The sequence below is a fragment of the Paenibacillus sp. FSL H7-0357 genome (assembly GCF_000758525.1).
GTDB lineage: Bacteria > Bacillota > Bacilli > Paenibacillales > Paenibacillaceae > Paenibacillus_AQ.
In genome coordinates this window covers 3320229-3344143 of record NZ_CP009241.1, presented here as the reverse complement: position 1 = coordinate 3344143, position 23915 = coordinate 3320229, and the positions used below count along the sequence as shown (strand labels likewise).

Here is a 23915-nt window from a genome sequence, read left to right as displayed (position 1 = left end):
ACATTTCTATAGTTAGTAAAACGAATTAATAACCCAAATCATGCCTAGAGGCAATATTTCCTTACCCATTGTAACATTTCTTCCGGTTACATCAACATCTGCGGATCAACGTCGATGCTGACCTGCAGTCCTGTGTCGCGGACCGAATCCTCCAGCTCTTCAGCCACCTGCTTGGCCAGCCCAATCGCATCTATGGCTCCCCGCCATTTAATGATGCACTGGAATCTGTATCTGCCCTTCAGGCGGGGCAACGGTGAAGCCACCGGTCCCAACAGATCGAGCGCGTCCGTGGACAGCTTATCCAAGCTGCCGTACCAGCGGAGCTGTCTCGCTTTGCCCTGAAGGTTCAGCGCATAATTCTCGGCCAGCCGCAGCAGCAGCGGCAGCTGTTCATGTGACAGGGTCACTAGAATCAGCCGGCAATATGGAGGATAATGCAATTCTTTGCGGTGCTTCAACTCTTCACGGACAAAGGAGCTGTAATCATGGCCGCTGGCATGGATAATCGAATAATGCTCGGGGGTATAGGACTGGACCACGACTTCACCGGGTAGCTGATGCCGCCCCGCCCGCCCAGCCACCTGGGTAAGCAGTTGAAACGTCTTCTCCGCCGCGCGGAAATCGGGCAAGTTGAGCGCGGAATCCGCCGTAATAACTCCGACGAGTGTAACATCTGGGAAATCCAGCCCCTTCGCCACCATCTGCGTTCCGAGCAGCACATCCGCCTTTTTGTCCCTAAACTGGTTCAGCAGCTTCTCATGCGAGCCCTTTTCCGTCGTTGTATCCACATCCATCCGGATTACGCGGATGCCAGGGAAAAGTTTGCCTAATTCTTCTTCCACCCGCTGTGTGCCTGTCCCGAAGAAGCGGATATGCTCACTTCCGCATTCAGGGCATACCTTCGGCGAAGGTTCCGCATGGCCACAGTAATGGCAGCGCAAATTGTCGCTGCGGGCATGATAGGTCAGCGAGATGTCGCATTCCGGACAGCCGGCGACATAACCGCAGCTCCGGCACATCACAAAGGTGGAAAACCCTCTGCGGTTCAGCAGCAGCACTGTCTGCTCCCCGCGTTCCAGCCTGCTCTCAAGCGCAGCGTGCAGCCTTCGGCTGAACATGGAGCGGTTGCCTTCCTTGAGTTCATCGCGCATGTCTACCACATGCACCTTCGGCAGTTCATTGCCAAGCGCACGGCTCGGCATCTCTAGCAGAACTGGAGAGAAGTGAATATCGCTTTGTGCCCGGGAAGCATGATAGCTCTCCAAAGAAGGAGTGGCTGAGCCAAGAATTACTGCAGCCCCGCCTTGCTCTGCCCTGCGGACAGCCACATCGCGGGCATGGTACTTCGGATTCTCCTCCTGCTTATAGGAGCCTTCATGCTCCTCGTCCATAATAATCAGTCCAAGATTGGCGAATGGCGCGAATACCGCTGAACGTGCTCCGACGGCAACTGCCGCTTTGCCCTCACGGATTTTGCGCCATTCGTCGTATCTTTCTCCGACAGACAAGCGGCTGTGCATCACCGCCACTCCGCTTCCGAACCGGCCCTTAAACCGCTCAACCATCTGCGGAGTGAGCGCGATCTCGGGAACCAGCACCACCGCCTGCCTGCCCTGGTCCACTACCCGCTGGATGCACTGCAGGTAAATTTCCGTCTTTCCGCTCCCGGTTACCCCGTGTAGCAAAAACACTTCATGCCGCTGCTCATCCACCGTCCGGACAATCCGTTTATATACGGATTCCTGTTCGCCAGTCAGCGGCAGCGGAGTGCTCGGTTTGAAATCGCGTCCCCGGTAGGGATCACGGTACACTTCAATTTCGCTGATCTCAATGAAGCCCTTGTCTTCCAGCGACTTCACGGTACCGGCTGTAACCTGTAGTACCGACAAAAGATCCTTCATTGGCATGGGTAGCATCGGCTCCATGTCGACCAGGAAGGACAGCACTTCCTTCTGCCGTGCTGAACGTGCCGGGAAGCTGCCCAGTGATTCGCGGGCTGCGGCAACGCCTATCGCCAAATCTACGGCCTTCAGCTTCTTTTTGCCCATTTTATCCTTAATCGACTGGCTCTCGGACAACACTCCCCGCCGCAGCATGAACTTCACCGTCTCCGCCGCATCTGGAAACGTCCGGGTCAATTGTTTCATGGAGACCTCCCCGGCACGTCTGACAAAATCGGTGATCTGCTGCTCCTCCTGGTCCGTATCCAGAAACAGCGGAAACAGTTCATCCTCAGGGCTCCCTGCCTCCTCTGCCGCTTCTCCGAGGGAGATCAGACGCTCGGCTTTGCCCTTAAGGGCAGTCGGAAGCATAGCCTGCAAGGCGGAGATCCGTCTGCAGGCATATCTTTGACTCATCCAGTCCCCAAGTTCTACAAGTTCTGGCGACAAAGGCGGGAGCAGATCAAGCACTTCTTGGATGGGCTTAAGGGAAGGGCCCGAGCCGGTCTCTCCCGACTCCAGTGAGACAACAAAACCCTGTACAGTCCTGTGACCAAAAGGAACAGCCACTCTGCTGCCCACTTCAATCCACAGTTTCAGGTCAGCGGGAATCAAATAATCAAATGGCCGGTCAGTGCTGCGCACGGGAACATCGACAATGACCTTGGCTATATCCATTATAAAGCAGCTCCAGCGATACGCTCTGCTGCGAGTCCCAGCAAGCGGCGCGCCACTTCATCTTTGCTTATTAGAGGGAGATCCAGCACAAGGCCTTCGGCCCCATAAATAGAGACAATATTGGTATCCGTGCCAAATCCGGCCCCTTCCGCAGCCACATCGTTAGCCACAATAAGATCCAAATTTTTGCGGACCAGCTTGTCCTTCGCGAAGGCTTCGGCGTTTCCTGTCTCGGCGGCAAATCCGATCAGGAACTGCTTGTCCTTCATTTTCCCCAGACTCTCCAGGATGTCGGTTGTCTTAACCAGTTCAAGCGTCATTGTTTCTCCGCTTTTTTTGATCTTGGATGGGGCACTCTGCTTAGGACGGTAATCTGCTACAGCAGCGGCCTTGATCAGTATATCGCATGCCTTCCACCGGCCGGAAACCGCCTCATACATCTCCTGGGCCGACTCTACCCGTACCACTTTGATGTCCGGGTCCTGGGGGGGCTTCTCATCCGTACGCGCAGCAATCAAAGTTACCTCCGCACCCATAGCACGCGCAGCACGAGCCAGGGCAAAGCCCATTTTGCCTGAGGAGTCATTGGAGATATAACGGACCGGATCAATCCGCTCCACCGTACCTCCAGCCGTCACAATAACTTTTTTACCGGCCAGCGGACCGGATGCAGCGCTGTTCTGAAGAGCGAAGAAAGCATCCACACAGCTCACAATCGTCGCCGGCTCCTCAAGCCTGCCTTTGCCTACATAACCGCAGGCCAGCAGCCCTTCACCCGGTTCAATAAACTGCACACCACGCCCGGCAAGAGTATTCATATTGCTGATTACCGCCGGATGCTGGTACATATGGACGTTCATTGCCGGTGCGACCATAATCGGAGCGGTCGCGGCCAGCAGTGTGGTGGACAACATATCATCGGCAAGGCCATGCGCCATTTTGGCGATGATATTGGCCGTAGCCGGTGCGATCAGGACAAGGTCGGCTGCGTCGGCGAGGTCAATATGCGATATCGATGACGGGTCGCGTTCCTGGAAGGTATCGCTGTATACCCGCTGCTTCGAGAGTGACTGCAGTGTCAGCTCAGTAATGAACTGTTTAGCCGAGGCTGTCATAATGACATGGACTTCGGCTCCTCTTTGTGTAAGCTTGCTGGTCAAATCCGCTGCCTTGTATGCAGCAATCCCCCCTGTAATGCCAAGAATAATCGTTTTACCCTTGATGTTGTTCAACATGATCTCCCCCCTGTTCCTTTCCTGCGCCAAAGCTCTATAGTTCGGATATAAAATGAAGAAAACTTGAAATTCTAATATTTCGGGCAAGAAGAAACGGCTGCGTCGGCCTATCTCGAGACGGCATCCGTTTCTGCAATAATATAAGGATAATATAGCGTAAATCCTCTAGCCTTATCTCTTTAAAAAAATAACAACCTTCCGGTTGTCAGGAACAGCCCGGTACGGGCTATGGGTCACTAGGTTCATGCGTTGTCAGCCCCTTAACCTAAGAAGAAACGGTAGCGCCGCCTTATACAAAGGCGGTGTCCGTTTCTACAGTAGGCATGGCAAGCTATCCGGACTATTCTTCGCCGCGTGTTACAATGATGCGGTCTTCATAAATTTCTTCCAGGGCAACGCCAACAAACTTGTGGGATCTCGGCGACTTGATATCAGTCTTGCCGCCTTCACGGAGAGCTCTTGCCCGGCGGGCAGCTGCGACAACCAGCGAATACTTGCTGTCGACTTTGGTCATCATTTCATCAATAGATGGATATAGCACGTAAGACACCTCTTCATCTTTTACTGTTAAACATGATCAATCTTGCTGTGCATATCATCTTACCTTACAATGTTCGGCGATAATAATGCTTTCTATTCGCTTACAGGCCAGATCAATCTCATCATTCACTACGGCATAGTCATAATGCCGGATCAGACCAATCTCATCTTCTGCTACGGACATGCGGTGGTTAATCACATCAGGATGCTCCGTACCGCGACCGCGGATGCGGTCCTTCAATTCGTCCATGGATGGAGGAAGAAGGAACACAAAGATGCCTTCCGGGAATTTGTCTTTGACTTTGAGAGCTCCCTGAACCTCGATCTCCAGAATAATATCTCTTCCGCTCTCGAGTGTTCTCTCCACAAAATCACGCGGAGTACCGTAATAATTGCCTACGTACTCCGCATACTCCAGCAGCTGGTCCGCTTCTATCATTGCCGTGAACTGCTCTCTGCTCTTGAAAAAATAATTGACGCCGTTCTCCTCACCCTCACGCGGACTGCGTGTGGTGGCGGAAACGGAATAGATAAGCTCGGGCATCTTCGGCCGCAGCGCGGTACAGACGGTACCTTTACCAACGCCGGAAGGGCCGGACAATATGATCAGCAATCCTTTTGACATAGTACACTCCATTTGTTGTTATTCGTCGTTATCGTCATCTTTGCTGGATAAGCGGTGTGCCACAGTCTCCGGCTGAACGGCCGACAGAATGACATGATCGCTGTCTGTAATAATGACGGCCCGCGTCCGGCGGCCGTAAGTCGCATCGATCAGCATATGCCGGTCTCTGGCCTCCTGGATAATACGTTTAATTGGTGCAGATTCCGGGCTGACAATGGAAATAATGCGGTTGGCCGATACGATATTTCCAAAGCCGATGTTGATTAATTTGATTGCCATGTTCCGGTTGTTCCCCCCATAAGTTACATCTTTGCTTAATTGAACTACCTGTTATTCTAAGTTCGCTGCTTGCTCGCGTATCTTCTCCAGCTCAGCTTTCATATCAAGCGTGAGATTCACTAGAGTCAGATGGTTGCACTTCGACCCGATTGTATTCGTCTCCCTGTTCATCTCCTGAATGAGAAAGTCCAGTTTGCGTCCTGCCGGCTCGCTTCCCTTCAGCAAAGCTCTGCATTGTTCAAAATGACTGTACAGCCGGGTAAGCTCCTCATCAATGTTACAGCGGTCGGCAAAGGTAGCAATTTCCATTCCGAATTTATGCTCCTCAAAAGGGAAAGTCCCGTCATTCAGCGCGTTCAGCCGCAACCGCAGCTTATCACGGTATTCAACTACTACTGCAGGAGCAAGTGCGGCCATTTCAGCGTGCAGCTCCTCCAGATGCCCTAGCCGGCGCGTTAGGTCAGCGGCAAGATAACCGCCTTCCCGGGCGCGCATTTCCAGCAGGGATTGAAGGCTTTGCTCCAGCCCCAGTTCAAGCATCCCGGAGTACTCTTCAAAGGATGCAAATCCTGTGGAGGCTGCCTCCTCCTTGAGCTCCATTACACCGGGCATAGAAAGTATATCACGTAAAGTCAACTCGCCCGTAAATCCGAACTCGTCCTTCAGCGCTTTCGCGGCTTTCAGATAGGACTTGACCGCCGGGCGGTTCAGCATCTGAACGGAGGCTGTCTCTTCAGTGATTTCTCTATTAATGACGACATCTACCCGTCCCCGTTTGATATGATGCAGAACCTTTCTTCGCAGCATATCCTCATAACCCGTCCAATCCCGGGGCATCCGCAGCACAACTTCGCAGTAACGGTTATTCACCGATTTGACTTCGAACGTAATCTTGTAACCGCCGAATTGCAGGGATGATTGACCGTATCCGGTCATGCTAAATGACAACGGAATCACATCCATTACACTATTGTAATTGATTATTACTAGCGAAACAAGGGGGACAATTTGCGCCCTTGTTTCTCCCAAATGTACTCCAGCAGCTGGACGCTCATCTCGTAGAACATGAATGGAGTCATCAGATAGATGCCGTTAAAATGCTCTGTCGCCGCGTCCAGCAGCTCTTTGGCGATGGCCACGCCTTCAGCCCGGCCAACCTCTCCTTCAAGGCCCTGCATCCGGCTGCGCACCTCTGCGGAGAGCTGAATACCGGGAACCTCGTTATGCAGGTATTCTGCATTGCGGCCGCTTGCCAGTGGCATGATCCCGAGGAATATCGGAATATCCAGATGCTCGGTCGCTTTGGCGATACGGGCGATCAGCTCAGGATCATACACCGGCTGGGTCATAATATAATCCGCGCCGGAAGCGATCTTCTTCTCCAGCCGCTCCACCGCCTTGTCCAAATGTTTGACATTGGGATTAAATGCGGCTCCGATCACAAATTTCGCCTTCTGCTTCAGCGGCTTGCCGGAGAAAGCGATCCCGTCGTTCAATTGCTTAATCATCCGGATGATCTCAAAGGAAGTAAGATCATAGATCGAGCTGGACCCCGGCAGATCCCCGAAACGGGCCGGATCTCCGGTCACCGCCAGCACATGGTCGATGCCAAGCGCATCAAAACCCATGAGATGCGACTGGGTCCCGATCAGATTCCGGTCACGGCAGGCCACGTGCACCAGTGGCCGGAGTCCTGTGCGGGCCTGAACCAGATGCCCGAGAGCCATGTTGCTCATCCGTGTTACGGCGAGTGAATTATCCGCAAGGGTCAGCGCATCTGCACCTGCTCTGCGCAGCGCATCTGCACCTCTCATAAACTTGGCGATGTCCAGATCACGGGGAGGGTCAAGCTCTACAATAACGGTGTGGCGCTCCTTGACCAGATCGACAAGTGTCGGTTCGCCGCCGCTGCGGCCTTCATCCTCGCCGAGATGTTCCTGCACCACAATCCGCTCCGTGCTCTTCTTCTGAGTCGGTTCTGGCAGCGGCTGCGGAGCATAATCACGCAGTGCAGCCGAGATTTCGGCGATATGCTGCGGAGTAGTCCCGCAGCAGCCGCCGATGATCCGGCTGCCCAGCCCGGCAAACACAGGAGCCATTTGGCCGAAATAATCCGGTGTGGCGCCATAGCGGTACTGCCCGTCCACATAATCCGCTACTCCGGCATTGGGATATACCGACGCCGGAAGTGTCAGACTGCCCTGAAGCGTCTTCAACGCACGCTTGATGCCGTTGGGACCGGTCCGGCAATTGAAGCCGATCACATCCGCTCCGTCCTGTTCCAAAATGCGGAAGGCTTCCGGCAATGTCAATCCATCCAGCGTTCGCGCCGTTTCATCTACAGCAAGCTGGCAGATGACCGGCAGCCCGCTGAGCTTCCGCACTGTCCGCAGTGCTAAATGCAGCTCTTCCACATCGTAGAAGGTTTCCAGCATGATGCCGTCCGGCTGCTCTTCCAGCAGTGCGGTGATCTGCTCCGTGAAATAACGCTTCAGCTCCGACGAAGAGAGATTTGCCCGTTTGCCGGCACGAATGGAGCCTACCGCACCGACTACATATCCTGCTTCACCGGCAGCTTGCCGGGCAATCCGCACACCTGCACGGTTGATTTCCCCAACCTTTGATTCCAATCCGTATTTGGACAGCCTGTCATAATTGGCAGAGAACGTATTGCTCTCCAGCAGCACGGCTCCAGCTTCAATATAGCTGCGATGCACGTCTTCAATGACCCCCGGAGAGGTCAGATTCAATTCCTCGTAGGAGATGCCGACAGGAAACCCTTTTTGATATAAAAAGGTTCCCATGGCTCCGTCCCCGACCAAAACATTCGTATTCCACGCAGAGCGCAAATCCGGCTTCACCGCAAGAACCTCCCCTAAACTGTCATTAGTTTCATACTAATGTAACATAAATCGGGTTGGATGATAAGCATTCAAAGCCCAAAAGCCTAACCGCTCCATCACTGCCTCTGCATGGCATGGAATGAAATGATTCATACTAGCCTTATTCTTATATAAGGAGGAACCTACCTTGAAAAAAAGAACAAGAAGGCTGCTGCTGCGCAAATACGCTGTAATCCTGTTGTTATCCACACTTTCTTTGCTTTACTTATATTTTGGCGACTGGCTGTTCGGCTATGGGATGGGCAACATCAGATATATCATGAACTACCTGCTCTATTCCGCCTCGGAGAAGCTGGCTGCGGCAATCATGCTGCTGTGTCTGCTGGTTCCAGACCTAATCTATTGGGTTCGCGGCAGTCAGCCCGGGCGGGGGGCCGAGAAATAGCTCTTCAACGCCGTGATTATAATCAGAATGGCTGGGATAACCACTATAAACAGAGGATATACCATATACAGCAGCCTTCCGCCTTCATCCAGATGTTCGATAAAGCTGCGGGCGTCCAGGATAGAGGTGAACAGGATAATCAGCGCGCAAGGATAGATCATTTTCCGGTAAGGGATACTGAACAGCTCGGATATTCCAATCAAGGCAGCGGCAAAAAACACGGACATTTTGAAAAACACGCCGATAATCAGCACCATAACCACAAAAATATCAACCCGCTGAATAAAATCGGAAATGGAAATTTTGCTGATCGTCGGCATCAGCGGTAGCGGCGAGCGCCGAACGATATCTGCACCCAGCACCGATATATTAAGCGCCATGGTAAAGCTCAGCAGCAGCGCGGATACCAGCATGGCTGCGGCAATAATCCATGGGCCTTTTTTTACATTGGACAAGTAGGGCATCAGCATTGTAAAACTGATCATTTCGCCAAAAGGAAACATAAAGTTCTGATGTGCAACTGAGCCCAGTACCGGCTTGATCCCGTCCTCCAGCATGGGAAGCAGGCGGTGCAGGTTAATCGAGCCTGACAATACCAGCATAATTGTACTGAACACACCGATGATCAGGACGATAGCGGCAAAAACAAGTGAAGTTCTGGTCAGCACCTCTATACCCTTATGCAGGACATAGGCTCCCGATAAAATCATCAGACTGCTGAGAATAAACATCGGGGTATTATGCATGGTCGCCATGGCCAGCATCGTGCTGCCGTCACGCAAATCCCGCGCTGCCAGGTTGATATATAAAATGATGTACAACACCGCAACCGGTACTCCCAGCGTTTTGCCCAGCAGTTTCCGGGTATAAGCTGTAAAAGGCAGCTCCGGGTATTTCCGGTACAGATAAGCGTAGCCCGCAAACACGACAATTCCTGCCAGACAGCCGAGCAGAATTGAGAGCCAGGCATCCCTCCCCGACTCCATTCCCAAATTAACGACAAGCGCCGTCCCCAGCTCAAACAGCAAGGTCAAGCTGAAAAACTGGGTTAGACCAATTTTGATGGTTCCCATCATGCCCCCCCTTTGTTTCGCATTACTTATTGACCTGAAAAGAATTGCTCCTCATATCCGTATGTCTGATCACAGCATCCGCCTCGATTCTGACCTCACAATGCGCAAATACATCCTCCCAGTGATCTCTGACCTTTTTCCAGCCGCGCGGACTCCTCCGTTCTACCGCCTCTCCAAAGCCGAGATAATCACTCTTTAGCTCCCTGGCTGCCGATACCGCTGACTTAATCTGTTTTCTCGTCTCATCGGTCAGCCGGCCCGAAAGCTCTTCCAATACCTGGGGAGAGGTAAGATTAAGCACGTTAGCCGATTCCTTAAGCGCGGCCTGCTGGGTTATTTTAATAGTAATTACAGGATGCTCCGGATCCTTCGCCTGGACCTCCAGATGAACCTGGGATTTGTATACATTGAAGGAAATATAGCCGCCCGCCGGGCTCTTTACTATTACAGGCACCTCTTTAATTTTGTTATGCAAAAGTACGGTACCGAGCGCAGCGTTGCCATCCAGCCAACCCTTCAACTTATCATCCCTAAACGCCGCCATACCAGACACTCTCAGAATAGCGCTCGGAGCAATCGTCTTCATGTTATCGTTGGTGTCTGCGGAATTCCTGTCCCCTGTGGTAAACACCCCGTTAATAATCGGACCTCCTCCTACGGTCTGAATCCCCCTGACGACATCATCCACCTCCACCCTGAAGTTGTAACCGAACTGCTTCGAGGTGGTATCCAGCTTTTCCACCAGATCATTGGCGGGGATTTTGCTGAACACAGTCATCGTTGACATTAGGTCGCTCGCCGGTTGGCCTCTGGAAATGAACATCAGGCTGGTGAGCCGTGTATCGCTCTCCCGTTCCAGCACATCCAGCATGTCCTTAATTCCCTCACGGGCAAACTCCTCCGAGATGACAAGCACCCGGACATGGGCAAGCGACAGAAATCTCGCAGTTTGCCGCGAAGCGTTGGCCAGTGCCTCGAACATCGTACGGCCGCTGCCTGTATACAAAGACACCGGTGAAGTACTCCGGGTATTCTCTCCGGAGATTTCCTCCGAGACAATCACCTGAAAGGACAGCCGATACTTCTCTTTCTCCGAGGGACCTCTGTCAATGGCCACGCCGGAGACGATGGCCCTCCTGTTCAGCTCGACACTGTCCCAGCAGCCGGTAAGAACAAGCGGCAGCACAATCTGCAGAATGGACAATAAGATCAGACTGGAAGGCTTAATCTTCATTTCGCCCTCCTTCATCGACCGGCATAGCATCGTTATCCTTAAGGATCAGAGGTGCGAGTTCAGAATCATGGCCTGTAGTGACTCTCATGTAGTCCGGCAGTTCCGCCCGCATCTGCTGCGGGGATTTGCTTGGTCTCATCAGCCACAAGGGCAACCGCAGAATCGTATCTTTCTGCCCTTTTATAGAGAGCGGAACAAACGGCGACAAATAGGGAATGCCGAAGGAACGCAGACTGTTCATATGTGCTACCAGCACAATTAAGCCAAGGGTAATGCCATAGAAGCCGAACATGGCGGCCAGCAGCAGAAAGCCGAAGCGGATAATCCGTCCGGCAATCGCCATGTTGTAAGCAGGAATGGCGAAGCTCGCAATCCCTGTTAATGCAATGACAATAACCATAATCGGGGTAATAATTCCAGCTTCCACAACTGCCGAGCCAAGAATCAGCGCACCGACGACCGAGACCGTCTGTCCGATAACACGTGGCATCCGCACGCCCGCCTCACGTAGTATTTCAAATGCGCTCTCCATCAGCATGGCCTCTACAAAAGCCGGAAAAGGTACATTTTCCCGCTGGGCCAGCAGATTGATCAGCAGGGTTGTCGGGATCATCTCATAATGATAAGTGGTCAAAGCGATATAGATAGAAGGGCCGAGAAGCAGAACGACAAAGCTCATGTAACGGACGATCCGCATCAGTATCGCAATATCGAACCGTTGGGAATAATCCTCCGCCGACTGAAAAAATTGAGTAAACACCGCCGGCAGAATCAGCACAAAGGGTGTACCGTCCACGATCACTACAACTCTGCCTTCCAGCAGATTACCCGCTGCCACATCGGGCCGTTCAGTATTGTATATTGTCGGAAAGGGCGTAAAGGTCTTGTCCTGAATCAGCTCCTCCAGGAATCCGGACTCCAGCACCTCATCAATGGCGATCTTATGCAGGCGGTCTCTGACCTCCTGCACCAAATCCTCACCGGCGATTTCCTTCATATACATGATGGCCACATGGGTTTGGGTTTCCGAGCCGATTTTCATATACTCCAGCCTCAGCTTGGGGACTTGATTCTCCGGCGGATCAGCGCGATATTAGTTCCCACGGACTCTACGAAGCCATCTTTGGGCCCGCGGACAACGAGCTGCGAAGACGGCTCAGTGACAGAGCGCTGTTCGCCGCCTCTGGTCTCACACACAATAGCTGATGTGTAACCTTCCACCAGAATCGCCGTATCTCCGGAAAGCACGGCCAGCATGATTTCGTTCCATTCCTCTTTGAAGTCCGCTTCACCTATTTCCAGAGCAGAGCTTAGGATCCGTGCTGGCAAGTCCACCCCTCTGTCAGTTTCGTCCATGCTATCCGTAAGCCCTGCGGTATTATCGAGCAGTGACCCCACCACAAATTCATTGACTGCGACGGTATCTGCGAGCCCGCTCAGATGAACAGCCGCGGCTTGAACAGGGTGGACTCCGCCAATTTGGATCTGGCGGACTTTGAGATCAGGGCTGTTACCAAGCTCCGTCATTATGTTCTCTATGCTCTGGCCAAGATTTTCTGACAGTTTCGGACCGCCGCTGCCTAAACGCTGCTCGCGGGCATCCTTTGCCCCGTTTCTTGTAAGATATCGCTTCGAGTTCACCCGGCTCCCCCTCTCTCCTACTGTTTCTTATTATTCACGGTTAACTCTGCCATTATTCGGATATGATGCCATTCTGGAACAACAAGTGGAAACGGATAATTTATAGGGTGAAGCATATAAATGCTTATATTTGCAAAAAAAGATGACCTGCAAGCGGTCAGCTTGAGGTCATCCTTTTGTAATGCACAACTTATTCAGTTTGGATACCGAAATCCCTGCAGGATTAAACTTCTACCGAGCCGGTATATACAACCTGGGCAGGTCCGGTCATATAGACATGGTTGTCATTCTCATTCCACTCGATAAACAGATCGCCGCCCTTCAGGCTGATCGTGGCCGAGCGGTCTGTATGGCCATTCAGTACCGATGAGACCAGCGTTGCGCAGGCTCCGGTACCGCAGGCCAGTGTCGGTCCGGCGCCGCGTTCCCAGACACGCATATCTACATGGCTGCGGTTTAGCACTGTCGCGAATTCTACGTTCACTTTTCTCGGGAAAAGCGGGTGCACCTCAAGCTTCGGCCCCCAGGTCGCAAGATCAAACGACACGGCGTCCTCCACATAGATTACACAGTGCGGATTGCCCATGGATACGGCCGTGAACTTGAATTCCGTTCCGTCTGCCTCGATGGGCTGGTCCAGCACAGGCTCGGCATCTATCGCCACCGGAATCTGCGGGCCCGACAATACAGGTTCTCCCATATCGACCGTAACCGTCTCCACCACGCCGTTCTTCACCTGCAGGGATACCTTTTGTTCACCGGCCCCGATGGTTTCAATCACAATCTGCTCCGAGCTGACGAGACCCTGCTCATATACATATTTGGAGACGCAGCGGATTGCATTTCCGCATTGCTCCGCTTCTGAGCCGTCCGAATTCATAATGCGCATCATATAGTCTCCGCGCTCCGACGGAAGAATGTAGACAAGACCGTCGGCTCCGATGCCGAAGAACCGGTTGCACAACGTAACTGCAAGCTCGGAAGCATTGCCCGGCAGCTCCTGCTCACCGAATACGATAATAAAATCATTTCCAAGTCCGTGCATTTTTGTAAATTCCATTAAAAATCCCACTCCTAAAAGTTTGTTAGCATTCACATCTTCCGAACAAGCATCGTACAAAACTTGCTTCGGAAGCTTACGCGATGTTTAGGCTTCTGTGAGACTAGCATACCTTAAGGAGTGGTCTTAAGCTATTGACTTTATGCTGAAATTTTTGTACTTTTTATCATCGTCCGGCCTCCGCTGCGGCCGCGGTTCTTCTTGCCGCCCCACACGCTGCCCGCTCCCATCAGGAAGGTAGGGATACCGGCGGTGACCAGCACCAGGCACCATTCGCGGAAGCTAAGCGGTACGGTCTTAAATACCGGCTGCAGCGGCGGCAGATACATAACAGCCAGCATGAGCACAACGGATGACAACACGGCGAGCACCAGATATTTATTCTGGAAAGGATTGCGGTGGAACACCGAACGGGAACTGCGGCAGTCGAATACATGAATAAGCTGAGCCATAACCAGTGTGGCAAAAGCAACCGACTGTGCGCGGATGAGCTGCTGCGGGCTGCCTGGATCAATACGCAGCGTCAACCAGAAGGCGCCCAGGGTGCACAGACCGATCAGCAGGCCCCGGCTGATGATTTTCCAGCCCAGGCGGCGGGCAAAAATATTCTCCTTCGCTCCGCGCGGCTTGTGCTCCATCAAATCCTTCTCCGGCTGATCCACGCCCAGCGCCATCGCAGGCAGTCCGTCGGTGACCAGATTGACCCAGAGAATCTGGATTGGCACCAGCGGCAGCGGCAGCCCCAGCATCATAGCGAAGAACATGGTCAGGATCTCTCCGACATTGGAAGCCAGCAGGTAACGGATAAATTTGCGGATATTCTCGTAAATATTCCGCCCTTCTTCTATAGCTGCCACGATCGTTGAGAAATTATCATCTCCGAGAATAAGCGCTGATGCTTCTTTAGTGACATCGGTGCCGGTGATGCCCATGGAAATCCCGATGTCCGCCGCTTTAATTGCCGGAGCGTCATTCACACCATCTCCGGTCATAGCCACAACATGGCCCCGCCGCTGCAGAGATTTGACGATCCGCAGCTTATGCTCAGGGGAGACACGGGCGTATACATATACAGAGTCTGACACCTTATCCAGCTCATCATCAGTCATCCGCGTTAGCTGGGAGCCGGTCAGAACGGTCCCACCCCGCTGCAGAATGCCAAGCTGATGGGCAATGGCTTCGGCGGTAGTTCCGTGGTCACCGGTAATCATCACCGTCTTGATTCCTGCCCGCCGGGTAATGCTGATCGCGTCGCGCACTTCACGGCGCGGAGGATCGATCATTCCGGCCAGTCCGACAAATATCAGCTGGGATTCCGCTTCTTTTTCACTGTCTGCTGCTTCGCCTGATCGCAGCTCACGGTAAGCCATCCCTAGTACACGCAACGCTCCGGAAGCCATCTCCTCGTTCGCTTCGAGCACCTTCTGGCGCAAAGTAGGCGTACAAGGGACAACCCCGCCTTCCCATAGCATATAGGCGCAGTTGCTCAGCAGCACATCCGGCGCTCCCTTGGTGCAGATCATACGTCCGCCGGGATGCCCCACGATCACAGACATCAGCTTGCGCTCAGAATCGAAAGGAAACTCCTTCTCTCTGGCGTACGTTACAGCAAGCGACTGGGCAGTAAGCCCCATCTTCGCTGATAAAGCGACTAATGCGCCTTCGGTAGGGTCGCCCTTGAGCTCCCATACCGACTGGGTGTCTGCCGCCTTGTCCGTTTCCCCCTTATCCTTTCCCTTGCGTTTCCCTCGGCTGTCACTGGACAGAGACTCAACAATTTCGGCATTGCTGCATAAAGCCCCGACCTGAAGCATGCGCCGCAGGCTTTGATCATGCTTGAGATCAACCGCTCGCCCCTTCTCCATCACTTGTCCGCTGGGAGCATAACCTTCGCCCGTCACGTCCAGACTTCGTCCTCCGGTCCACAGCCGCGTTACCGTCATCTTGTTCTGGGTCAGAGTACCTGTCTTGTCAGAGCAGATTACGGAGGCGCATCCGAGAGTCTCCACCGAAGGAAGCTTGCGGACGATCGCTTTGCGTTTGATCATCCGCTGCACGCCAAGTGCGAGCGCGATGGTGACAATCGCCGGCAGACCTTCCGGAATGGCTGCAACTGCAAGACTGACGCCTGCCAGGAACATCGCTGTAGCGGGCTGACCGTGCAGAATGCCAGCAACGACGACGACAATGGTCAGACCGAGCGAAACGTAGATCAGGATCTTCCCAAGCTGCTCTAGGCGGTGCTGCAGCGGCGTTTCCTGCGATTCAGTGTTTTGGATCAGATCGGCAATTTTCCCCATCTCGGTATCCATGCCTGTACGGACTACAACCGCCTTACCTGTGCCCCGTGTTACCATCGTCCCCATGAAGCCGATATTTTTCTGGTCCCCCAAGGGAATCTCCTCGGCATGAATCGGTTCCGCGTGCTTAGAGACAGGCAGCGATTCACCGGTCAGTGCAGATTCCTCGGCATAAAGTGCGCTGCACTCCAGCCAGCGGATGTCAGCTGGAATCCGGTCGCCGCTTTCCAGCAGAACGATGTCGCCGGGCACCAGCATTTTTGCCGGTATAACTTCCTGCTTTCCGCCCCGCAGCACTTTGGCAGAAGGTGCCGAGAGCTGCTTGAGTGCGCGGAGTGAACGCTCGGCACGGAATTCCTGGACAAAACCCAGAACTCCGTTAAGTAAAATAATGGCGATGATCGTAATTGCATCCAGATATTCACCTAAAAGTCCGGATACCAGCGTCGCTCCCATCAGCACAAGCACCATAAAATCCTTAAACTGATTCAGCAGCAAGGTGATCGGAGAAATTGTCTTCCCCTCCGAAAGCTCGTTATACCCGCTCTCTTTGCGTCTCTCCTCCGCCTCCTCTCCGCTTAGGCCTACTCCAGGATGAATGTTCAGCATCCTCTGCAGTTCCTCCGCACCGAACCGGTGCCAACTTTTTTGTTCCATGACTATTCTTTCCCCTCCCGGTCGTTTCTTGACTTCCGGCGGCGCACAGCTTTTCCACCTGTTCATGACAAAGTCTATTCATGGTCGTCCCAAATTATCACAGCTTCGAAGCTTCTCCTTTTGCGCGAATGTGTTAAAGTATGGCATCATAGAGAAGAGAAATTTATTATTATGCGACAGGAGAACATTATCATGGCATTAGACGGCATCGTTACAAGAGCGATCGTGCATGAGCTTGGGCCTTTCATCGGTGCACGCATCGGCAAAATATATCAACCAAACGCTCACGACCTTATCTTCATCCTGCGCGGCACAGGCGGCGGAGGCAAGCTGCTGCTGTCGGCCAATCCGACCTACCCGCGACTGCATCTGACGGACCGGAACACGGTTAATCCTGCGGAAGCACCGATGTTCTGCATGCTGATGCGCAAGCACTGCGAAGGCGGCACGATTGAGAGCATCACCCAGGTCGGTATGGAACGCATCATTCATATAAACATCAAGACACGGGATGAGCTGGGAGACGTTTCGGCCAAAAAAATCATTATTGAGCTCATGGGACGGCACAGCAATATCATTCTGACCGATCTCTCCACGGGCACGATCATCGACGGTATTCATCACGTTACCCCATCGATCAGCAGCTACCGGAATGTCATGCCCGGCATCGCCTACCTGGAGCCGCCGCAGCAGCACAAGCTGAATCCGCTGGAGATCGGCAAAGAGGATTTTGTTACTTTGTTCTCCTCGGCAGAAGAAGCAGCACTGCTGGCAGGCACCCAGGAGGAAGAAGAGCCCGAAGAAATTATTGAGGGCGAGATTGCGGACCTGCTGCGGTCTCTGGAAGAGCCCAAAGCAGATGGTTCAGGCGGTCCATCGCCAACAGCCGATCCAATCGGATGGATGGTGCATGCCTTCAGCGGCATGAGTCCGCTGATTGCCGGAGAAATTGTGCGGCAGCGCAGCGCCGGCGGTTCCGAAGCCGCGGAGGCCGGACGCGATCAGCAGGATGTTGGTTCAGACGACAGCAGCGGGAATCCGCTCCTGTTGTGGGAGGCCTTTAATCAGGTACTGGCTCCGGTGCGGGAATTCCGGTTTTCACCGGTTATAGGGACGAATGCCAAAGGCAAACCCGTTTTCTCGGCAATTCCGCTGGCATTGCCGGATGAAAGCTTGAAGCATTACAGCTCGATCAGCGTTTGTATGGAAGACTATTACGGGGATAAAGCGGAGCGGGATACCGTGAAGCAGCGCGTCAGCGATCTGATTCGCTTCCTGGGCAATGAGCGGAGCAAAAATATTAAAAAGCTCGCCAATCTCCAGAAAGACCTGGAAGAAGCGGAAGATGCCGACCGTTACCGGATTTGGGGCGAGCTGCTGTTTGCGTCACTGTATGCCGTGTCCAAGGGCGACAAGGAAGCACGGCTGGTGAACTATTACGATGAGAACCAGGCGGAGACGACCATTCCGCTTGATCCGCTGCTGACGCCTTCGGACAACGCGCAGCGTTACTTCAAGAAATACAACAAATACAAGAACAGCCTGCGGGTCATCGGTGAGCAGCTGATCAAAACCCATGAGGAAATTGCTTATATGGAAACACTGCTGCAGCAGCTGGCCCACGCCTCCCTCAATGATATCGAGGAAATCCGCGATGAGCTTGTCAGCCAGGGTTACATGCGCGACCGCAGCAAAAAGGGCAAAAAGAAGAAGAAAACCACCCGTCCTACCTTACAGGTGTTTACCTCCTCCGAGGGCGTGGACATCTATGTCGGCAAAAACAACCTGCAGAATGAATACGTCACAAACCGGCTGGCTTCTGCCAATGACACTTGGCTGCACACGAAAGATATCCCCGGCTCGCATGTCGTGATCCGCAGCGAGGAATTCGGCGATGCCACCCTGGAGGAAGCGGCTCAGCTTGCCGCCTACTTCAGTCAGGCCAAGCAGTCAAGCAGCGTGCCAGTGGACTGCACCCTGATCCGCCATGTCCGCAAGCCAAGCGGTGCAAAGCCCGGCTTCGTCATTTACGATCACCAGAAGACTCTGTTTGTCACACCGGATGAGGCGCGGATCAAAAGTCTGCCGAATGCTTTGAGAAGCTAGCTCCGGACCCTTCTTCGTTATTTCAAATATCCGGACAGACCAAAGAACCTCCAAGCCTGACGAAACATCGTCTCGGGCTTGAAGGTTCTTTAACTTTTCCGGTGTTTCAAATCGTCAATGTTCATAACTATTACTTTCAGCTATTGTATTGACCCCTGTGGTTAATTGGATTAAGCAGGCGTACTTACCTCTCTATCTTTTCAGCCGCTCCAGCACATCGGCAGAAACCGTAACGCTTCCCAGATCACCGTGGAAGATCACACCCTGCCTCGCACCATGAAAATCCGAGCCGCCGGTAACAACCAGGCCGAATTGTTCGGCCATCGCCAGATAACGCTCCTCATCGGCGGGAGTATGGTCGGAATGATAGACCTCAATGCCCCGCAGAGAGCTTCGGGTCAGAATACCGCGCACCAGCTCATCATCACCGTAGATGCCGGGGTGAGCCAGCACTGGAGTGCCTCCGGCTTCAATAATCCACTCACAGGCCAGCTCAGGCGTAATCCGCGGGGGAGAGACATATGCCGCCGCACCAGTTGCCAAATATTTATCAAAGGCCTCGCGCATATCCGCTGCCGCGCCCAGCCGTACGAGTTCATCAGCGATATGGGGCCGCCCGATACTTTCATCAGGCTTCAATTCGCGGCCGATCCCTGCAATAACATTGTCCAGCGTAATATTGATGCCGAGTCCGCGCAGCTTGCCGATAATAGACGCATTGCGCTTGGCACGGGTGTCTCTTTGCTCTGCAAGCCGCGAGAGAAACAGTTCCTGCTGTGTATCGATATAATATCCAAGCACATGAATCTCCTTACCTTCTGCACGGGTGCTGATTTCTACGCCTGGTACAACAGTAATCCCGTACTTCAGGCCCGCTTCCAGCGCTTCGGCAACGCCGCTTACCGTATCATGGTCGGTAATCGCTACTGCGGCCAGCCCTTTATGACGGGCAATCCGCACATTTTCCGCCGGTGGCTGCATCCCGTCCGAAGCCTGTGTATGGGTATGTAAATCACATCGGCCCTGTAATCCTTGTTTAGCACCATCTATAGGGTTGCTCGCTTCCACATCGTTCTCCATCATGCCACTCCTTGTCCCAAGTTTATAATGTGCCTGCAGACTGCCACTCTTCACGAAGAATCCCCATCTTTATGGCATCATAATATTCGCCCCGCACAATCCGCGCTTTGCGGACACGGGCTTCCTCCACCATCCCGCATTTGGCGGCCAACCCCATCATCCGGGCGTTGCCGGACCAGGTGCCTATGCCGAGACGGACCGTATCCAGCGAATTGAACAGATATTCCATCCACATGCTGAAGGCTTCGGTACCGTATCCTCCAGACCAATAACGGGAGTCATAAATAGCAATTCCGATTTCAAACCAATTCGTGACTTCCGCAACCCAGTATCTGCCCACACTTCCCTTAATCTCACCATCAATCTCGATAATCAAACGGTTCCGCGGTTTATCCGTACCTACAAGTGCCAGCATCCCGTTATATTTTTCCGCAAATTGTGCATAACTTACTTGCTCCAGAGGTTCGTAGGGACCATCCCATTGCAGAAACTCGCGATCTTCTGCCTCATAATAGAAATAATAGATTTTGCGGATATCCTCTTCCCTCAGGTCCCGCAAGACAACCTTCTCTCCGCGCAGCAAAATGACCATCATCAGACTCCCCTATCCCACTATTTTTAGCCTGCCTCTCAGCGTAAAACTCATACCTAAGAAATCCTCAGTACCATCCTAATCGCCTACCGGTCGTTCGCGTGCTGGCGCAAAAAGGTCAGAAACGTAACCGCAGAGATCGGCAGCAGCGTTGATTTTAGATGAATCGCATAGAATTGTCTCTTAAAAGAAGTATCTGACAGATTCACAATCTTCAGCAGCCCCAGCGTCACCTCATGCTTAACCGAGGAGGCTGAGATTATGGTCAGACCCAGCCCGGCCTCCACCGCTGATTTTACCGCGCCTGTGCTGCCCAGCTCCATTACGACTCGCATCGCGGCCGGATCCAGCCCCTTGGCTATCAGCTGTTCTTCCATCACCCGACGTGTTCCCGAGCCCTGTTCGCGCAGCACAAACGGATACTCCAGCGCTTCCTCTAGTGTAACTTCATCCCTGTCTGCAAGCGGATGCTCACTGGGAACAATCAGCTTGAGCTCATCGCCCATGACCGGTTCAATCTCCATGTCGGGATGGGACACCGGCGCCTCGATCAGCCCAAAATTTAGCTGGTGTTTGTGAATTTCCTCCATGATCTGCGACGTATTCATCACTTTCATCATGATCGAAATATTCGGATACGCTTTGCCAAAAGGACCCAGCAGACGCGGCAGTACATATTCTCCAATCGTCAGGCTTGCCCCGAGCTGCAGCCGTCCCTCCAGCATATGGGTAAAAGCCGACATCGCCTGGTCTGTCTCCCGCATCAGCTGAATGCTGCGCAGCGCGAAGGGCATAAGCGTCCGGCCGGCCTCGGAGAGCACAATTTTTTTACTCGAACGGTCGAACAGCTTGGCTCCGAAATAGTCTTCCAATGCCTGTACCTGCATCGTTACCGCCGGCTGCGTCATATGCAGTGTCTGGGCTGCAGCAGAGAAGCTGCCCCGTTCAGATACCGTATAAAAAATATGAAGCTGATGAAAATTCATGCACTCAAAGCCCCTTTATAGATCATAAATTATTCTAAAAAAGGCATGCAGCCACCCGCCGCATACCTTCTTTGTAATTGCTGTGCATTACTTGCGTTTGCGGCGCTTCTTCATCAGCTTCATGCGGTGTGAGTTGCGCAGACGCGAATAATAAGCTTGCAGGTCACGCAGTTGGGGAGTCGCGGAGATCCGCCCCAGATAAGATACGATTACCATAACATACAGCGGACGCCCGGAGAGGCTCGTTACATCTTCCAGCTCCTTAAATTCGGCAATGACTAACGTATCCTCGTCAATCAAATACGCGTTATGCTCCTTTTGCTGGTAAGGTTTGATCCGGTTTTGCTTCAGGCATTGCCACATCCATGCACTGAGTTGTCCGCTGTCACTGCTTTCCGGGTTAATCCGGTCCAGATAGCGGCTCTTGGCATGATTGGTAATCACAATATCAGCGACCCTGTAGTCATTCAGCATGATGTGGAAGGGTTCAAACGCCCCCCACCATTCCATCCCCTTGCCATGCATTATCATCACACTCCACCGAAAGGGTCTTGGCATGCTCTCTTATTGTTGTCAATCTTACCGCATTGACGCGGGTTGTTCAAGCACGCCCCTAGTCAGCGAATGCGAAATACCAGTGTTAGTTGCCGGACCTGCTTGCAATTCTGTCTGCGTCATCCACAAGACTGCTGCCTTTGATCATTTTGCATTTTTTCTTGATCCGCGCCGCCTCACCCGAAATGGCTTCGATGGAATCAAAACGCTGGAAGCGGTTGGTCACTATGGCGATGGAAATCGAGACGAGCGGAATTTCCTCCATCACTCCTGAGCGGCTTTCAGTCAGCACATACTGCTGTGCGAGATGGCCGGCATGATAAAAGCCCTTCACCGCTGTCTCAAATTCCCTGATAATGATCCTGCAGCAATCCTCATAATCATAATTATTGATGAAAATGATAAAGTCATCCCCGCCGATATGCCCTAAAAAGCCCTCCAGACGCAGCGCACAGTGCTTTAAAATTTCCGCAGTCGCCTGAATCATCCGGTCCCCTTCCTTAAATCCATAGGTGTCGTTATAAGCTTTGAAATGGTCAAGGTCAATATAAAGTACGCTGAATTGCTCCTGCAGCAGTGATTTCACAATCCATTCATTGATGCTCAGATTACCCGGCAAACCGGTAAGTGGGTTCAGATAACTGGCGGCTACAGCCTGAATCTCGGCAAAATTAAGCAGCAAATCCCTTACACTCACGGCTCCGAACATTACACCTTCATGGATAACGATCACATAATCATAAAGATTCTCTTCATTTCTGTTCATTGCCAGCCTGCTGACCTCGGTGATCGGTGTTTTGTACTCTACGGCAAGCGGATTTCTGTCCATCACGAGCGAAACCGCTCTTCCCATATACAGCGTATAACCGTATAAAGTGCCTATCTGCTGGTAAAATCGGATTCTCATAATTAACGCTACCGGATGCCCGTTTTCGGTTACCGCCACTCCTTGGAGCTGGGGATTGCTTTTGAATATTTGATCCACGTATTCGCATTTATGCTGAGGGGAAATCTCAGGAATTTGCTCCGCGATTTCACCGATCTGAAGAAACATGCTTGTAGCCTCCTCTCACCGGAACTTTAATGATATCGGAGGGGAACGATCCATGCACTGGACGATGGACGGGCCTGCCCAGAGCGTACCCTTGACCGAATTCAATCCCCGCCTGCTGCAAAAATTGCAGCTCCCCGGCTGTCTCGATTCCCTCGGCGATCACCCGGGTCGATGAACGCTCGGCGTATTCCCGGACCAGCTCCAAAAGTTCCTGCTGTTCCCGGTTGCCCTGAATGCCGTGGATCAAAGACTTGTCCAGCTTGATGAATTCCGGCTTTAAATAAACCAGTGTCTTCAAGCTGTTATACCCGGAGCCGGCATCATCGACAGCAATCCGGAAGCCCTGCTCGCGGTAATGGGACAGCACTTTTTCAAAGCCTACATAATCCTGTACAGCCTGCCTTTCGGTCAGCTCAAAGACAATCCGCTCAGGTGACAACCCGAGCTCCTGCAGCAGTCCCAAGGTTTCTCCGCTTTTATGGCGGGCATCATTCAACACACCCGGATGCACATTGATGAAGACAAGCCGTTCACTTTCCACACCTGATTTCGGAAGCCTCTCCACATACCTTGAAAGCGACAGCCTGCGGCAATCCTGCTCGAAGCGGAACATCTGCTCTGTCCGTCCGGCAAACTCATAGAAATGCTCTGTAGTCGGGAAATGTACCGAGCCATGAGGCCTGTTCAGTGCCTCATGTCCGATGGTCCGTCCGGAAGACAGCTGCAGTATCGGTTGAAAAAAAGTATCCAGCCGTTTGTTATTCATAATATCCAGGAAGGCGGTCAATCTTCCCAGTTCCTTGATCTCACCTCTCATCCTTCCATTGAGATGCTGAAGGTATTGGGAAATCACCGATAATTTTGGGGGCATTGCCCACGGTTTAGTCATCATATCACCTATATGCTTTTCTACGTGAATTTTGTCACTCTCTTCCGAGTATAAACAGGAAATATTAAGCAGCGATAAAGTGACCGTCCTATACGCTCCATTT

At 52.7% G+C, this 23915-nt stretch carries 19 protein-coding genes and 1 pseudogene; 2 read left to right on the top strand and 18 right to left on the bottom strand.

Annotation, left to right across the window (positions count from 1 at the left end; all coding sequences use genetic code 11):
- Window positions 1–86 precede the first annotated feature (86 nt).
- From priA to H70357_RS14390, 7 genes are all read right to left on the bottom strand, one after another.
- Window positions 87–2618 (bottom strand): primosomal protein N', encoded by a 2532-nt coding sequence (gene priA, locus H70357_RS14420; RefSeq protein WP_038590563.1) that lies wholly within the window; start codon window positions 2616–2618, stop codon window positions 87–89.
- Entirely contained in the window at window positions 2618–3853 is a 1236-nt protein-coding gene (coaBC, locus tag H70357_RS14415; RefSeq protein ID WP_038590561.1) for a bifunctional phosphopantothenoylcysteine decarboxylase/phosphopantothenate--cysteine ligase CoaBC, read from the bottom strand. Before coaBC ends, priA begins: the two co-directional genes overlap by 1 nt.
- A gap of 340 nt (window positions 3854–4193) precedes the next feature.
- The gene (rpoZ, locus tag H70357_RS14410) at window positions 4194–4394 is read right to left on the bottom strand and encodes a DNA-directed RNA polymerase subunit omega (RefSeq protein WP_038590559.1); all 201 of its coding nucleotides are present in this window, start codon (window positions 4392–4394) and stop codon (window positions 4194–4196) included.
- Window positions 4395–4448: 54 nt separating this feature from the next.
- Window positions 4449–5018 carry a guanylate kinase gene (gmk, locus tag H70357_RS14405; RefSeq protein ID WP_038590557.1) on the bottom strand — a complete coding sequence of 190 codons (570 nt, stop codon included), beginning with the start codon at window positions 5016–5018 and terminating at the stop codon, window positions 4449–4451.
- Window positions 5019–5036: 18 nt separating this feature from the next.
- Window positions 5037–5297, bottom strand: a complete 261-nt coding sequence (gene remA, locus H70357_RS14400) for an extracellular matrix/biofilm regulator RemA (protein ID WP_006209218.1) — start codon at window positions 5295–5297, stop codon at window positions 5037–5039.
- Window positions 5298–5348: 51 nt separating this feature from the next.
- The gene (locus H70357_RS14395) at window positions 5349–6245 is read right to left on the bottom strand and encodes a YicC/YloC family endoribonuclease (protein ID WP_038590555.1); all 897 of its coding nucleotides are present in this window, start codon (window positions 6243–6245) and stop codon (window positions 5349–5351) included.
- A gap of 38 nt (window positions 6246–6283) precedes the next feature.
- Window positions 6284–8158, bottom strand: a complete 1875-nt coding sequence (locus H70357_RS14390; RefSeq protein WP_038590552.1) for a bifunctional homocysteine S-methyltransferase/methylenetetrahydrofolate reductase — start codon at window positions 8156–8158, stop codon at window positions 6284–6286.
- A 169-nt stretch (window positions 8159–8327) separates the two neighbouring features.
- On the opposite strand from H70357_RS14390, the gene H70357_RS14385 reads away from it, so the two are divergent.
- The gene (locus tag H70357_RS14385) at window positions 8328–8585 is read left to right on the top strand and encodes a hypothetical protein (RefSeq protein WP_038590548.1); all 258 of its coding nucleotides are present in this window, start codon (window positions 8328–8330) and stop codon (window positions 8583–8585) included.
- Here H70357_RS14385 and H70357_RS14380 read toward each other — a convergent pair.
- The 5 genes and pseudogenes from H70357_RS14380 to H70357_RS14360 all read right to left on the bottom strand — a co-directional run bounded on the left by H70357_RS14380 (window position 8558) and on the right by H70357_RS14360 (window position 16550).
- Complete coding sequence (locus H70357_RS14380) at window positions 8558–9658, bottom strand: GerAB/ArcD/ProY family transporter (RefSeq protein WP_038590545.1); 1101 nt, start codon at window positions 9656–9658, stop codon at window positions 8558–8560. The genes H70357_RS14385 and H70357_RS14380 overlap by 28 nt on opposite strands.
- Before the next feature lie 22 nt (window positions 9659–9680).
- Window positions 9681–10892 (bottom strand): Ger(x)C family spore germination protein, encoded by a 1212-nt coding sequence (locus tag H70357_RS14375; protein ID WP_038590541.1) that lies wholly within the window; start codon window positions 10890–10892, stop codon window positions 9681–9683.
- Window positions 10882–12419, bottom strand: a pseudogene (locus H70357_RS34340) (spore germination protein). Before H70357_RS34340 ends, H70357_RS14375 begins: the two are co-directional and overlap by 11 nt.
- Window positions 12420–12756: 337 nt before the next feature.
- A complete protein-coding gene (gene dapF / locus H70357_RS14365) occupies window positions 12757–13593 on the bottom strand; it encodes a diaminopimelate epimerase (RefSeq protein ID WP_038590537.1) in 837 nt (278 codons plus the stop codon).
- 140 nt (window positions 13594–13733) lie between these two features.
- Entirely contained in the window at window positions 13734–16550 is a 2817-nt protein-coding gene (locus tag H70357_RS14360) for a calcium-translocating P-type ATPase, SERCA-type (protein WP_038590534.1), read from the bottom strand.
- A 192-nt stretch (window positions 16551–16742) separates the two neighbouring features.
- Between H70357_RS14360 and H70357_RS14355 the strand changes: the two genes are divergently transcribed.
- A complete protein-coding gene (locus H70357_RS14355; RefSeq protein WP_038590531.1) occupies window positions 16743–18656 on the top strand; it encodes an Rqc2 family fibronectin-binding protein in 1914 nt (637 codons plus the stop codon).
- Between the two features lie 192 nt (window positions 18657–18848).
- On the opposite strand, the gene H70357_RS14350 is transcribed toward H70357_RS14355, so the two are convergent.
- The 6 genes from H70357_RS14350 to H70357_RS14325 form a co-directional block, all read right to left on the bottom strand.
- Window positions 18849–19736, bottom strand: coding sequence for a PHP domain-containing protein (locus tag H70357_RS14350; protein ID WP_052092026.1), 888 nt, complete (start codon window positions 19734–19736; stop codon window positions 18849–18851).
- Between the two features lie 22 nt (window positions 19737–19758).
- Window positions 19759–20328 carry a GNAT family N-acetyltransferase gene (locus H70357_RS14345; RefSeq protein ID WP_038590528.1) on the bottom strand — a complete coding sequence of 190 codons (570 nt, stop codon included), beginning with the start codon at window positions 20326–20328 and terminating at the stop codon, window positions 19759–19761.
- 86 nt (window positions 20329–20414) lie between these two features.
- Entirely contained in the window at window positions 20415–21314 is a 900-nt protein-coding gene (locus tag H70357_RS14340; RefSeq protein WP_038590524.1) for a selenium metabolism-associated LysR family transcriptional regulator, read from the bottom strand.
- Window positions 21315–21401: 87 nt separating this feature from the next.
- Window positions 21402–21839, bottom strand: a complete 438-nt coding sequence (locus tag H70357_RS14335; protein ID WP_038590521.1) for a hypothetical protein — start codon at window positions 21837–21839, stop codon at window positions 21402–21404.
- Window positions 21840–21954: 115 nt separating this feature from the next.
- Window positions 21955–22923, bottom strand: a complete 969-nt coding sequence (locus H70357_RS14330; RefSeq protein ID WP_038590518.1) for a GGDEF domain-containing protein — start codon at window positions 22921–22923, stop codon at window positions 21955–21957.
- Complete coding sequence (locus tag H70357_RS14325) at window positions 22904–23740, bottom strand: EAL domain-containing protein (RefSeq protein WP_231578429.1); 837 nt, start codon at window positions 23738–23740, stop codon at window positions 22904–22906. The genes H70357_RS14330 and H70357_RS14325 overlap by 20 nt, the downstream gene beginning before the upstream one ends.
- Between the last annotated feature and the right edge of the window lie 175 nt (window positions 23741–23915).